This window comes from Nocardioides baculatus (genome assembly GCF_016735675.1).
Lineage (GTDB): Bacteria > Actinomycetota > Actinomycetes > Propionibacteriales > Nocardioidaceae > Nocardioides > Nocardioides baculatus.
This window is the reverse complement of sequence record NZ_JAERSG010000002.1, coordinates 438,216-451,792: the sequence shown is the minus strand read 5'-3', so window position 1 is coordinate 451,792 and position 13,577 is coordinate 438,216. Positions and strand designations below refer to the sequence as shown.

Below are 13,577 nucleotides of genomic sequence, written 5' to 3'. Positions count from 1 at the left end.
TCGTCCGGAGGAGCGGAGCGGAGGAAAAGGACGTCGTGGGGTGGTCATCCAACGCCGGCGACCCATTCGGCGTAGAAGATGCCGAGACCGATCGCGACGGCGAGGCCGGTCACGATCCAGAAGCGGATCACGATCGTGACCTGCTCCCAGCCGAGCATCTCGAAGTGGTGGTGCAGCGGCGTCATCCTGAACACGCGGTGACCGGGGCCGATCCTGAACACCGAGCGCACGAAACCGCTCGCGCGGCTGAGCTTGAAGACCGAGACCTGGATCATCACCGACAGGGTGATCGCGACGAACAGCCCGCCGAGCACCACGAGCAGCAGCTCCGTCCGGGTCATGATCGCGAAGCCGGCCATCGCGCCGCCGAGGGCGAGCGAGCCGGTGTCGCCCATGATGATCTGCGCCGGCGAGGCGTTCCACCAGAGGAACCCGAAGCAGGCACCGGTGAGTGCTGCGGCGACGACGGCCAGGTCGAGCGGGTCGCGCACCTCGTAGCACTTCGGGCCGGCCTCGAGGGCGCAGGACTGGCTGTTCTGCCAGATGTTCACAAGCGTGTAGGCGCCGAAGATGAACAGCGACGAGCCGGCCGCGAGGCCGTCGAGCCCGTCGGCGAGGTTGACCGCGTTGCTGAAGCCGGTGACGACGAACCAGATCAGCAGCAGGGCCAGCACGGCCGGCAGCGCGAAGCGCTCGTAGTCGCGGATGAACGAGATGTGGTCGGACGCCGGGCGCCAGCCGCGCTCGTCCTCCAGCCACGGCGACAGCGCGAGGACGCCGAAGACGATCGCGACGACCGTCTGTCCGATCATCTTGGCGCGGCTGCGGAGGCCGGTGCTGTGCTGGCGGCTCACCTTCAGGAAGTCGTCGAGGAAGCCGACGATGCCGAGGCCGACGAGCAGGAAGATCAGCAGCAGGGCCGACGCCGTCGGGGCCTGGCCGGTGATCAGCTTGGCGGCGAAGTAGCCGACGACCGTGGCGAGCACGACGACCGCGCCACCCATCGTCGGGGTGCCGCGCTTGACGTGGTGCGTGGTGGGGCCGTCGTCGCGGATCGGCTGGCCGAAGCCCTGCCGGGTGAAGAACCGGATCGCGTAGCGCGTGCCGAGCAGGGAGATCAGCAGCGAGAGTCCGCCTCCGAACAGGATGGCTCTCATCTGGTGCTGCTCCCTTCCACCTCGATCACGAGGAGCTCATCGGCGATCACTTCCAGCGCGGCTCCCCGTGATGCCTTCACCAGGACGACATCAGCAGCCGAGACATTGTGCCGCAGCCAGTCGACGGCTGCCGCATGCCCCGCCGTGGTGATGGCCACAGCCGACCGTCCCGACGTCGCGGGACGGGCTTCGAATCCCTCTGCCATCGCGACCGCGGCGGGGCCGACGGCCACGAGGACGTCGATGCCGACCTCGGCGGCGTACGCCCCGACCTCGGTGTGGGCGGCCGCGGACCCCTCGCCGAGCTCGAGCATCTCGCCGAGCACGGCGACCGTACGGCGACCGCTGCCGGCACCGATCCCGCCGAGCGTGTCGAGGGCGGCGCGGACCGACTCGGGGTTGGCGTTGTAGGCGTCGTTGAGCACGACGAGCCCGTCGGCGCGCTCGGTGAGCTCCATCCGCCAGCGGCTCGCCGACGCGGCGTCGGCGAGGGAGTCGGCGATCGTGTCGAGGTCGAGCCCGGCGGCCAGGGCCATCGCTGTGGCCGCGGCAGCGTTGCGCCACTGGAACGCGCCGACCTGCGCGAGGTGCACGGTGGCGCCCGAGCCGCGGTGGACCACGTCGAAGGACTGGCGGCCGAGCTCGTCGGCCGTCACGTCGCTGACCGCGACGTCGGCCGGCGGCGCGCCGAAGGTCGTCACGGTGGCGCTGGTGCGGGCGGCCATCGCCGCCACCAGCTCGTCGTCGGCGTTGAGGACCGCGGTGCCGTCGACGCCGAGCGCCTCGACGATCTCGCCCTTCGCGCGGGCGATCGACTCGCGGCTGCCGAACTCACCGATGTGGGCGGTGCCGACGTTGAGGACCGCGGCGACGTGCGGCGGCGCGATCCGGCAGAGCTCGGCGATGTGCCCGACCCCGCGGGCACCCATCTCGACGACGAGGTAGCGGGTCTCCGGGGTCGCCCGCAGGACCGTCAGCGGCACCCCGAGCTCGTTGTTGAAGTTGCCGCGGGTCGCGACGGTCGGTCCCGACTCGGCGAGGAGGTGCGCGAGGTAGTCCTTGGTGCCGGTCTTGCCCTGCGAACCGGTCATCGCCAGAACGAGGGTGTCGGGGAGGCGGTCGACGACGTGGCGCGCCAGCCGGCCCAGCGCCGCCGTCACGTCGGGGACGACGACGGTCGGCAGGCCGGTCGGCCGGGTGCCGAGGACCGCGACCGCCCCGGCGGCGCCGGCCGCGTCGGCGAAGTGATGGCCGTCGACCCGCTCCCCCGCGACCGCCACGAAGAGGCCGCCGGCCTCCGGGGTGCGGGTGTCGATGAAGGCACCACCGGTCACGGTCGCCTCGCCGTGGGCGACGCCGCCGACGACGTCGGCGATCTCGGCGAGCGTCATCTCGATCACGAGGTCGACCCCTGGCGCGCCTCGACCACTGCCTGGATCTCCTCGGCCGCGACCACGCGGTCGTCGAAGGGGTGCACGACCGACCCGACCTTCTGGCCGGTCTCGTGGCCCTTGCCGGCGATCAGCACGACGTCGCCGGTCCGCGCGCGGCGTACGGCCTCGCGGATCGCCAGTCGGCGGTCGCCCTCCTCGACGACCTCCGCGCCACCGCGGCGGGCGCCCTCGAGCACCGCCGCCCGGATCGCGGCGGGGTCCTCGGTCCGGGGGTTGTCGTCGGTGACGACGACGACGTCGGCCGCGCGGGCCGCGATCTCGCCCATCACCGGCCGCTTGAGGGTGTCGCGGTCGCCGCCGGCGCCGATCACCGCGATCACCCGGCCGGTCGTGAGCGGGCGCAGCGCGGCGAGCACGGCCTCGAGGGCGTCGGGCTTGTGCGCGTAGTCGACGACGACGGTGAAGCCCTGGCCGCGCGACACCGGCTCGAGCCGGCCGGGCACGCCGTCCACGCCGGTGATGCCGTCGGCGACGCGCTGCGGGTCGAGCCCGGCGAGCGCGGCGGACGCGATCGCGGCCAGCGCGTTGGACACGTTGAACTCACCGGGGAGCCGCACCCCGGCCCGTACCTCGACGCCGTCCGGTCCGAGGACCGTGAAGGAGGCACCCGCCGGGGACAGCTCGATGTCGGTGGCGCGCCAGTCGGCGTCCCCCTGCGCGGAGTACGTCGACATCGGGATCGTGGCGACGTCGAGCAGCCGCCGGCCGAACTCGTCGTCGACGTTGGTCAGTCCACGCGACGCACGCTCGGGGGTGAACAGGCTGGCCTTGGCGGCGAAGTAGTCGTCGACGTCGCTGTGGAAGTCGAGGTGGTCGCGGCCCAGGTTGAGGAAGGTCGCCACGTCGAAGACGACGCCGTCGACGCGCCCGAGGACCAGGGCGTGGCTGGAGACCTCCATCGCGCAGGTGTCGACCCCGTGCTCCGCCATCACCGCGAACAGCCCGTGGAGGTCGGGCGCCTCGGGCGTGGTCAGCTCGGTCTCGACGTCGTGGCCGGCGATCCGGGTGCCGACCGTGCCGACGACGGCCGAGGTCACCCCGGAAGCGGTGAGCCCCTGCTCGAGGATGCGCGTGGTGGTGGTCTTGCCCTGCGTCCCGGTCACGCCGATCACCCGCAGCCGGGTGGCCGGGTCGCCGTAGATCGTCGCGGCCAGCCGGCCGAGGACGCGCCGCGGCTCCGGTACGACGACCGTCGGGGTGCCCGGCGGCAGGCGGTCGAGCCCGGCCGGGTCGGTGAGCACGCCGACCGCCCCGGCATCCAGCGCCTGCGCGGCGAAGTCGGCGCCGTGGGCGCGCGTCCCCGGGAGGGCGGCGTACACGTCTCCGGGGCGCGTGCGTGCGGTGCTCAGGGAGATGCCCGTGACGGCGACGTCGAGGTCACCGTGCCGCTCGACGTCGGCGAGCGCTGTGAGCCCGTCGGCCAGGTCGGCGAGCGACGTCGCGACCACCTGCTGGGGGCGGGTGGCGACGTCCTGGGGCACCGACCGAGCGTATCGACTCACCACTCGACGGGAAGACGCGACGGCGTGCCGTTGGTCGGCTCGACGCCGTAGCGGCCGAGCACGTAGCCCATGATCCGCGAGAAGACCGGGCCGGCGATCGAACCACCGCCGCCGTCGACACCGGGCGCGTGCACCACGACGTAGACGGTGAACCGGGCGTCGTCGGCCGGCGCGAAACCGCCGAACGAGACCGTGGTGCTGCCGTCGTAGCAGCCGCACTCGGCCTCGACCCGCTGGGCCGTGCCGGTCTTGCCGGCGACGAGGTAGCCCGGGACCGCGGCCGCTGGAGCGACGCCGTCCTCGGGGTCGACCACCTTCTCCATCATCTTCGCCGTGCCGCGCGCGGCCTCCTTGCTGACGACGCGCGTACGGGTGGTGGTGTCGGTGCCGACGGTCAGGCCCTCGTCCGTCACCGCCGTGCCGGAGATCAGGCTGGGCGAGACGCGCACGCCCGCGTTGGCGATGGTGTTGACCGCCGCCGCCATCTGCAGGACGTTGACCGACAGCGACTGGCCGAAGGCCACGCGGTCCTTGGTCTGCGAGGTCATCACGTCGCCGGGGGTCAGGATGCCCTGGGTCTCGCCGCTCACGCCCACGTTGGTCTTCTGGCCGAGGCCGAAGCGCTGGAGGTAGGCGACGAGCTGCGGCGGCGAGAACGCATCGGCGGCCAGCACGGTGCCGATGTTGGAGGACTTGGCGATGATCCCGGCGAGCGTCAGCTTGATCATCCCGTGGTCGAACCAGTCGCCGATCACGCGGTCCTGGCGGGCCAGGCTCGGCGGGACCTTGAACTTCTGGCGTGGGAAGGCCTTGCCAGCGTCGATCAGCGACGCGACCGTGAGCACCTTCTCGACCGAGCCCGGCTCGTAGGTGTCGCTCATCGCGCGCGAGCCGCGGTCGCTCTTCTTGACCCCCGGTGCCGTCGGGTCGTTGGCGTCGAAGGTGGGCACGTCCACGAGCGCGAGGGTCTCCCCCGTGCGCGAGTCGAGCACGACGGCCGACGCGCTCTCGGCCCGGTACTGGCGGACTGCCTGGGCGAGCACCTTGCCGGTGAACCACTGGAGGTCGCGGTCGATCGTGGTGTGCAGCGGCGTGCCGTCCTGCGGCTCCTTGAGCGTGCTCTCGCGCAGCGGGATGCGTACGCCCTTGCCGGAGGTGGACTGCCAGGTGGCCAGCCCGTCGACGCCGGCGAGCTGCTTGTCGAAGGTCCGCTCGAAGCCGCCGAGCGGCTCGTCGGTGCCCATGTAGCCGATCAGGTTGGCCGCGACGTCGCCCGCCGGGTAGTCGCGGATCGGGTCGTCCTCGAGCGAGATGCCCTCGAACCCGGCCTCGTCGAGCGCGTCGAGCGTGTCACCGGCGAGGGTGCTCGGCACCCGTCGGGCGACGTACTCGTAGCGGCTTCCGGTCTTGCGGCCGCGCAGTGCGCTGAGGGTCTTGAAGTAGTCGATCGACAGCCGGTCGGACAGCAGCCGCGCGAGCTCCGGTGCCTTGCCCGCGGTCAGGACCGGGTCGGCGATCACCATCTTGCCGCGGATCGAGTCGGCGAGCGGCACCCCGTTGCGGTCGAGGATGTCGCCACGCTCGGCCTCCAGGGTGAGCCGGGCGGAGCCCTCGGCGGCGGCCATCGCGGCGTAGGACCGCGGGTCCATGCCCTGGAGCTGCACGAGGCGCGCTCCGAAGAAGGAGAGGACGATCGCGATGAGGACGAACCCCACGCGCAGTCGCAGCAAGGGGGCGCCCCGCGAGGCGCCGCGCTTGCCGGTGGCGCGGGTGCTCGGCACTGGGTTCTCCTCGTGTCCGGGGCCGACGCCGGTTGCGGCGGCGGCCTGTCGTGAATGTAGGTGTGACGGGGCGCAGATCGACGCGCCCGCGCCGTCAGCGGTTGCGGTTCTTGCGGTCCTGCTTGTTCGGCTTCGCGGTGGTGCTCCCCTGCTCCGTCGCCTGGTCCGTCGCCTGGTCCGTCGCCTGCGTGTCCGCCGGGGCCTCGGTCGTAGGGTCGGTTGTGGGGTCGGTCGCGGTGGGGTCCGTCGTCGTGTCGGCCGGGACCTCGACGACGGTGGGCGGCGGGGCGAGGACGGCCGGCTTGGGAGGCGCCGGCGGGAGCAGCTGGAGGGCGTCGTCCGGCGTGGACGGCGTGCGGACGCCGGTGGTCTTGCCGGTCTTCAGGTCGAGGAACACGGGCGCGGCCGGGATGACCATGCCCATCGACTGGGCCTGCTGGGCGACCCTCTGCGGGTTGCGCAGCTCGTCGAGCTCCATCCGGAGGGTCTGCTCACGGGCGGCCAGCGTGTCCGCCTCGCTCTGCAGCGACGACGCGGCGAACGACGCCTGCTGCATGGAGGTGTTGAAGAGGAGCAGCCCGACGATGCCGCCGACGAGGACCAGGCTCACGAGCGTCACGAACGGCACCCGCGGCGCCCGCGTCCGGACCCGCGGCACGACCGAGAGGCGCGCCTTGTCGACGGCCTCCTGGGCGAGCCGGGTGACGCGGGTCCGGGGTTGCAGGGCGGGACTGCTCATCTGACGACTCCTGGGGGAAGGTGGGAGCTGGCGCGGGCGGGACGGACGCGCTCGACGGCGCGGAGGCGTACGGAGGCGGCGCGGGGGTTCTCGGCGATCTCGTGCTCGTCGGCCTGCTCCGCGCCGCGGGTGACCAGGCGCAGCGCGGGCTCGGCGCCCTCGGGCACGAACGGCAGGTCCGGGGGTACGTCGAGGCGGGTCGCGTCGGCGAATGCCCGCTTGACCAGCCGGTCCTCGAGCGAGTGGTAGGACTCGACGACCACCCGGCCGCCGACCCCGATCGACTCGATGGCCGCGGGGATCGCCCGGCGCAGCACGGCGAGCTCGTCGTTGACCGCCATCCGCAGCGCCTGGAACGTCCGCTTGGCGGGGTGGCCGCCGGTGCGCCGCGCCGGTGCCGGGATGGTCGCGTAGAGCAGCTCCACCAGCTCGGCGCTCGTGGCGAACGGCGCGGTCTCGCGACGGCGTACGACCTCGCGGGCGATCCGGCTGGCGAACTTCTCCTCGCCGAAGTCGCGCAGGATGCGGGTCAGCTCCTGCGGCGTCGCGGTGTTGAGGAGCTCGGCCGCCGTCTGCCCGGTCGTCGGGTCCATCCGCATGTCGAGCGGGGCGTCCTCGGAGTAGGCGAAGCCGCGCTCGCGGACGTCGAGCTGCATCGAGGAGACACCGAGGTCGAAGAAGACGGCGTCGGCGTGGTCGAGGCCCAGGGAGCCCAGCACCTCGGGCAGCTCGTCGTACACCGCGTGGACGGCGGTGAAGCGGTCGCCGTGCGGTGCGAGCCGCTCGCGCGACATCTCGAGGGCGGTGGGGTCGCGGTCGATGCCGACCACCCGCGCCTGCGGCAGTCGCTCGAGGACGGCCTCGCTGTGGCCGCCGAGGCCGAGCGTGCAGTCGACGTAGACCGAGCCGGGTGCCTCGAGGGCAGGCGCCAGGAGGGCGACGACCCGGTCGAGGAGCACCGGGGCGTGGCTGGGAGAGATCATCGAGTCAGCCCTGGGATCCCAGGTGCGTCAGCAGGAGCAGCCCCAGCGCCAGCGCCGACGCGGTGGCGGCGGAGAACGCGATCAGGGCAGCCGCCTCGCGCGCCTGGTCGCGCACCCGCAGCGGCGTGGCCACTGCGGTGCGTCCCAAGGGCTGGGTGGTGCTCATGGTCTCGACCCCACTTGTTGCGTGCTGCTGGCGACTAAGGCGCTGACGGGTGCTGCTGGGCGTTGCTGAGTGCTGCTTGGGTGATGCTGGAGCTGGCGGTGCGGCTGACACGCCCCTCGCCTGAGTGGCACGGGGTGAGCCGCCGCACCAGGTCCCTGCCCGCTCCCGCCGCTTGGGGAGGCCCTCTGGTGCCGGGGAAGTGCCCCAGAACGCCTGCGAGGGAGCGGGCTCGAGACCTGGTGATACGGGTCGCGATGTCAGCTGTGTGTGGAGTTGTCGGTGCTGGTGGAGCTGGTGGAGCTGCGGATCAGATGCCGGGGAAGACCTCGTCGCTGAGCTCGGAGAACTTCTGCTCCTGCTCCTCCGAGTAGGTCGTCCACGCCGTGGGGTCCCAGATCTCGATGCGGTTCATGGAGCCGATGACGACGCACTCCTTGCGGAGCGAGGCGTACTCCCGCAGCGGTGCCGGGATGTTGATCCGTCCCTGCTTGTCCGGCACCTCCTGGCTGGCGGCGGCGAACAGCATGCGGACGTAGTCGCGGGTGCTCTTCTGCGTGACCGGCGCCTCGCGGAGCCGGTCGGTGAGCTTTCCGAAGTCCTCCATCGACCAGACGGTGAGGCAACGCTCCTGACCCCTGGTCACCACGAGTCCCTCCGTCAGCTCGTCCCTGAACTTCGCCGGGAGGAAGAGCCGGCCCTTCTCGTCGAGCTTGGGCGTGTAGGTGCCGAAGAACATCCGGCACCTCCCCTTGCTCGGCGGGCAGATCGACCTGTCCCCCACTTCGCACCACATTACTCCACTTCACTCCACCGTCAACCGAAACGCGGGAAGTCCACGCGTGAATTTCGGAGTCCTGGTCCGACGCGCGCTCCTGCGCTCCCCGAGCCGGCGGGGGGCCCGCTGAGCGTGGACCACGCTCGGACCGCGCTCCGTGGGCGCCGGGTGGAGGGCCGGTGGGGGAAGGTGGACACCGGTGGTGGTGGAAAGTGGGGCGCAGTCCGATAACGGTCCGGTCCGAGGCCGCCGACCTCCCGTGCCGGGCGGGTATGTTGCGCGCACCACATACCGTGGGGACCGCGGATCGACCTGTGCGGGCGAGGGCTACGAGGGGATGGCAAAGACGTGAGCAGTGGGTATGCGGGGCAGGCTCCTGACCTGGACACCGTGCATCGGGTGACCGGAGCCGTGCGCCAGAACATCGAGCGCGTGATCGCCGGCAAGCCGGACGTCGTCAACGCCGCGCTCGTCGTCCTGCTGGCCGAGGGGCACCTCCTCATCGAGGACGTGCCCGGCGTCGGCAAGACCCAGCTCAGCAAGGCGCTCGCGCGCAGCATCGACTCGACGGTCCGCCGGATCCAGTTCACCCCGGACCTGCTGCCCTCGGACGTCACGGGCGTCTCGATCTTCAACCAGGACACCCGCGAGTTCGAGTTCCGCCCCGGCGGCATCTTCGCCAACATCGTCGTCGGCGACGAGATCAACCGTGCGTCCCCCAAGACGCAGTCCGCGCTGCTCGAGGCGATGGAGGAGCGCCAGGTCACCGTCGACAACGCGACCTACACGCTCGAGAAGCCGTTCATGGTGATCGCGACCCAGAACCCGATCGAGATGGAGGGCACCTACGCCCTCCCCGAGGCGCAGCGCGACCGCTTCATGGCGCGCGTGTCCGTCGGCTACCCGGTCGAGTCCGCCGAGATCGCGATGCTCGAGGGCCACACCTCGCATAACCCCCTCGACGACCTCGAGCCGGTGACCGATGCCGGCGAGATCCGCAAGGTCATCGAGATCGTCGGCCGGGTGCACGTGTCGTCCGCGGTCCACCGCTACGCCGTCGCGCTGACGACGGCCACCCGCCAGAGCAACGACCTGCATCTCGGCGCCTCGCCCCGCGCGACGCTCCACCTGGTGCGGGCCGCCAAGGCCGTCGCCGCGACCCAGGGCCGCGACTACGTCCTCCCCGACGACATCCACGGCATCACCTCGCCGGTGCTCGCGCACCGGCTGCTGCCCAATGTCGAGGCCACGATGAGCGGGCGCACCACCTCCGCGATCCTGTCCGGGATCGTGGAGTCGGTGCCGGTGCCCGACGCAAGCCGTGCGTGAGGCACTCGGTGCACTGACCGTCCGCGGGCGGGCGTTCCTCGCTGCCGGCATCACGACGATGGTCGCCGCCATCATCGTCGGGCACTCCTCCGTCGTCCGGATCGGTGTGCTCGTCGCGGCCCTCCCGCTCCTCACGGCGTGGTGGGTCGGACGCTCGCGCTACCGCCTCGCCCTGGTGCGTACGGTCTCACCGCAGCTCGTCGCCGCCGGCCAGCCCGCCACGGTGGAGCTCACCGTCGCCAACGAGTCGCGCACGCCGACCGGCGTGCTGCTGCTCGAGGAGCGTCTCCCCTACGTGCTGGGCACGCGCCCGCGCTTCGTGCTCGAGGGCCTCGGCCACGGGTGGCGCCGCCATGCGACGTACGCCGTCCGCTCCGAGCTGCGCGGCCAGTTCGAGATCGGCCCGATGTCGGTGCGCGTGACCGACCCCTTCGGCCTCGTCGAGCTCGGTCGCACCTTCCACGCCACCGCACGGCTGACGGTCACGCCGCGCACTGTCACCCTGCCCGTGATCCCGCTCGGCGGGGCATGGACGGGCTCGGGCGACAACCGGCCCCGTGCCTTCGCCACCGGCAGTGCCGAGGACGTGACCGTGCGCGAGTACCGCCGCGGTGACGACCTGCGTCGGGTCCACTGGCGCAGCTCCGCGCGCGTCGGCGAGCTGATGGTGCGGCGCGAGGAGCAGCCCTGGCAGTCGCGGGCGACCGTCTTCCTCGACAACCGTGGCACGGCGCACCGGGGGCAGGGCGCGGCGAGCTCGCTCGAGGGTGCCGTCTCCGCGGCGGCGTCCATCGCGGTGCACCTCACGCACCTCGGCTACACGGTGCGACTGGTCACCGCCTCCGGCGACAGCCGTGAGACGCAGTGGCACTCGCACGCCGCGCAGGCCAGCACCGTCCCGCTCCTCGAGGCCCTTGCCGTCGTGCAGCTCGACCACTCCCCCGCGCCCGACACGCAGTGGCTGTCCGAGCCCGGTCACGGCGGCCTCGTGGTCGGCGTCTTCGGCGGCCTCGGCGAGCCGGACCTGCCCTTCCTGCGGCGACTCCAGCACCACGCGTCGTCCAGCCTCGCGATCGCGCTCGACGTCGACGCCTGGGCGCCGCACCTCCCGGTGCAGCCGGGCCTCGGCGCGGCCTCGTACCTCACCTCGTCGGGCTGGCGCTCGGTGACCCTCGGTCCCCGCGACCGCCTCGACACCGCGTGGCAGGAGCTCGGGATGCTGCAGAGCCGTGCCGTCGCCTCGGCAGGAGCCGCGCGATGAAGGCGTCCTGGAGCAGCCTCCCCCAGCAGCTGCGGCTGGCCGGCATCGCGATGCTCGCCGCGTGGGTCACGGTGCTGTCGTGGCGGGTGCTGACGGCCGGCTTCGCGGAGGTCGGCTTCCCGCTGCTGTTCATCGGCGTCGTCATCGCCGGTCTCGGGGCCCTCGCCCGCTGGAGCCGGATCCACCCGCTGGCGATCATCGCCGGCCAGCTGGTCCTCGGCGCCCTGCTGGTCCTCGGCACCACGACCGGCTCGCCGATCCCCACGCCCGACAACGTCGACGCGTTCCTCGCCGCGATCGACGCCGCGCTCGAGAGCTCCCGCAGCTACGCCGCGCCGGTGCAGGCGGGGGTCCCGCCGGTGCACCCGCTGCTGCTCATCGGCGGCACGCTCGTGGTCATCGCCGTCGACGTCATCGCCTGCACCCTGCGCCGGGCACCGGTGGCCGGGCTCGCGCTGCTGGCGGCGTACACCCTTCCGGTCGCGGTGACCGGCGAGGCGGTGTCGTGGTGGCTCTTCTCGGTCGTCGCCGGGCTCTTCCTCACCCTCGTCTTCCTCCAGCACAGCGACCACGTCACCAGCTGGGGCCGCGCGCCCGACGGCGAGAAGGGCTCCTTCTCCGTGCGCACCGGGGCCATCGGCAACACCGCGCTCGCCCTCGGGGCGGCGTCGATCGCCCTGGCGATCGTCGTGCCGGTGGCCGTGCCGACCATGAGCATGAGCGTCTTCGACGGCAACGGGCCGGGCACGCGCGAGGTCGAGGTCAAGGACCCGATGGTCGACCTGCGACGCGACCTCCAGCGCGGCGAGGACATCCCGCTGATGCAGGTCACGACCTCCGGACCCCGCCCGTCCTACTTCCGGCTCTCGGTGCTGGCCCGCTTCAGCGGCACGCAGTGGACGCCGGGCGACCGCGACATCCCCGACACGCAGACCGCGACCGGCGCGCTGCCGCCGCTCGACGGGGTCGCAGGCAGCGTCAAGCGCCGCGAGTTCAAGTACGGCGTCACGATCGGCGACGACTTCAGCTCGACGTGGCTGCCCACGACGTCCCAGACCACCCAGATCTCGGCCGGCACGGACTGGCGCTACGACGTCACCACGCGTGACTTCATCGCGGCCCAGGACGACGTGACGACGGCCGGCGCGAACTACGACTTCACCGGCGTCCAGCTGACCTACGACGCCGAGTCGATGAACACCGCGGTCTCCGGCGCCGGGTCGGTCGCGGGCATCTTCACCGACATCCCGCCCAGCCTCAACAACGAGATCCGCCGCCAGGCGGCGGCCGTGACCGCCGACGCGCCGACCCGCTTCCAGAAGGCGCAGGTGCTGCAGCAGTGGTTCCGCACCGAGTTCGAGTACGACATCAACCAGGTCGAGTCGGCCGGTAGCGGTGGCGCCGACCTGCTGGCGTTCCTCAACGACAAGGTCGGCTACTGCGAGCAGTTCGCGGCCACCATGGCGATCATGGCGCGCGTCCTCGGTATCCCGAGCCGCGTCGCGGTCGGCTTCCTCGAGCCCGAGAAGACCGCCAACGGTGCCTGGGAGTTCTCCGCGCACGACCTGCACGCCTGGCCCGAGCTCTACTTCCCGGGGTCCGGCTGGGTGCGCTTCGAGCCCACCCCGCAGACCCGCGCAACCGACGTCCCCGACTACACGGTCGCCGACTTCGCGCCGGTGACCGAGTCGCCCACGCCGAGCGCGACCCGGTCCACCGAGCAGCTGCCGGAGCGTGGCGCGAGCCCGAGCGCCGACGAAGGCACGGCCGACGAGAGCACCTCGTCCGTGCCGTGGGTGCCGGTCCTCGCCGGCCTCCTCGGTCTCGGCCTGCTGGCGCTCCTGCTGCTCACGCCCCGCCTCGTCCGCGCCGCCCGGCGCCGGCAGCGGATGGCGGGCGACATCGAGGACCTCTGGCTGGAGCTGCGCGACGTCGCCGCCGACCTCGGCCACGCCTGGCCGGTGGGTCGCTCACCGCGGCGTGCCGGCGAGTGGCTCGGACGACTGCTCGCCGCGACCGTCGTGGGCGCGGAGCGCCCCGATCGGCCGCGCCGCGGCCGCGACCAGGCACCCGAGGCCGCGCAGGCACTCGACCGCCTCGTCGGCGCCCTCGAGCACAGCCGCTACTCCCGCCACCCGGAGAGCTTCACGGCCGAGCGCTTCGCCGACGACGCCCATGTGGTGGAGCAGGCGCTGGCCGCCGGCGTCACCCCCCGGGAGGTGCGCCGCGCCCAGTGGTGGCCCGCCTCCGTCGTCGGACGGCGTACGACCTGGCGCCCCCGCGCCTCCCGCCGCGCCCAGCCCCCGACCCCGGTCGACCCCGAGACCAGCACGACGGTCGACGAGCTCGTCGGCTGACCGGGCGCATCTGTTCGCGCCAGCACCCTCGACCCGACGCATCGGTACCCGCCAGCACCCTCGACCAGGCGTA

General features: G+C 72.5%; 11 protein-coding genes. 3 read left to right on the top strand and 8 right to left on the bottom strand.

The window, feature by feature from the left end:
* Positions 1–44 precede the first annotated feature (44 nt).
* From mraY to mraZ, 8 genes are all read right to left on the bottom strand, one after another.
* Positions 45–1,157: a phospho-N-acetylmuramoyl-pentapeptide-transferase gene (gene mraY / locus JI751_RS07915; protein WP_201935309.1), complete on the bottom strand. Its 1,113-nt coding sequence runs from the start codon at positions 1,155–1,157 to the stop codon at positions 45–47.
* Positions 1,154–2,548: a UDP-N-acetylmuramoyl-tripeptide--D-alanyl-D-alanine ligase gene (locus JI751_RS07910; protein WP_236665965.1), complete on the bottom strand. Its 1,395-nt coding sequence runs from the start codon at positions 2,546–2,548 to the stop codon at positions 1,154–1,156. Before JI751_RS07910 ends, mraY begins: the two co-directional genes overlap by 4 nt.
* A 5-nt stretch (positions 2,549–2,553) precedes the next feature.
* Positions 2,554–4,092: a UDP-N-acetylmuramoyl-L-alanyl-D-glutamate--2,6-diaminopimelate ligase gene (locus tag JI751_RS07905; protein ID WP_504739127.1), complete on the bottom strand. Its 1,539-nt coding sequence runs from the start codon at positions 4,090–4,092 to the stop codon at positions 2,554–2,556.
* Positions 4,093–4,109: 17 nt separating this feature from the next.
* Complete coding sequence (locus JI751_RS07900; protein ID WP_307813993.1) at positions 4,110–5,894, bottom strand: peptidoglycan D,D-transpeptidase FtsI family protein; 1,785 nt, start codon at positions 5,892–5,894, stop codon at positions 4,110–4,112.
* A 94-nt stretch (positions 5,895–5,988) separates the two neighbouring features.
* On the bottom strand, positions 5,989–6,633 hold the full coding sequence (gene ftsL / locus JI751_RS07895) for a cell division protein FtsL (RefSeq protein ID WP_201935307.1): 645 nt from the start codon (positions 6,631–6,633) through the stop codon (positions 5,989–5,991).
* Complete coding sequence (rsmH, locus tag JI751_RS07890) at positions 6,630–7,616, bottom strand: 16S rRNA (cytosine(1402)-N(4))-methyltransferase RsmH (RefSeq protein WP_201935306.1); 987 nt, start codon at positions 7,614–7,616, stop codon at positions 6,630–6,632. The genes ftsL and rsmH overlap by 4 nt, the downstream gene beginning before the upstream one ends.
* 4 nt (positions 7,617–7,620) lie before the next feature.
* Entirely contained in the window at positions 7,621–7,782 is a 162-nt protein-coding gene (locus JI751_RS07885; protein WP_201935305.1) for a hypothetical protein, read from the bottom strand.
* Positions 7,783–8,089: 307 nt separating this feature from the next.
* Positions 8,090–8,518 carry a division/cell wall cluster transcriptional repressor MraZ gene (mraZ, locus tag JI751_RS07880; protein WP_201935303.1) on the bottom strand — a complete coding sequence of 143 codons (429 nt, stop codon included), beginning with the start codon at positions 8,516–8,518 and terminating at the stop codon, positions 8,090–8,092.
* A gap of 387 nt (positions 8,519–8,905) precedes the next feature.
* On the opposite strand from mraZ, the gene JI751_RS07875 reads away from it, so the two are divergent.
* Genes JI751_RS07875 through JI751_RS07865 form a run of 3 tightly spaced genes read left to right on the top strand, consistent with a single transcriptional unit; the run spans position 8,906 to position 13,504 of the window.
* A complete protein-coding gene (locus JI751_RS07875; RefSeq protein WP_201935302.1) occupies positions 8,906–9,886 on the top strand; it encodes an AAA family ATPase in 981 nt (326 codons plus the stop codon).
* Positions 9,879–11,147 (top strand): DUF58 domain-containing protein, encoded by a 1,269-nt coding sequence (locus JI751_RS07870; protein WP_201935301.1) that lies wholly within the window; start codon positions 9,879–9,881, stop codon positions 11,145–11,147. The genes JI751_RS07875 and JI751_RS07870 overlap by 8 nt, the downstream gene beginning before the upstream one ends.
* A complete protein-coding gene (locus JI751_RS07865) occupies positions 11,144–13,504 on the top strand; it encodes a transglutaminase TgpA family protein (protein WP_201935300.1) in 2,361 nt (786 codons plus the stop codon). Before JI751_RS07870 ends, JI751_RS07865 begins: the two co-directional genes overlap by 4 nt.
* Positions 13,505–13,577 lie beyond the last annotated feature (73 nt).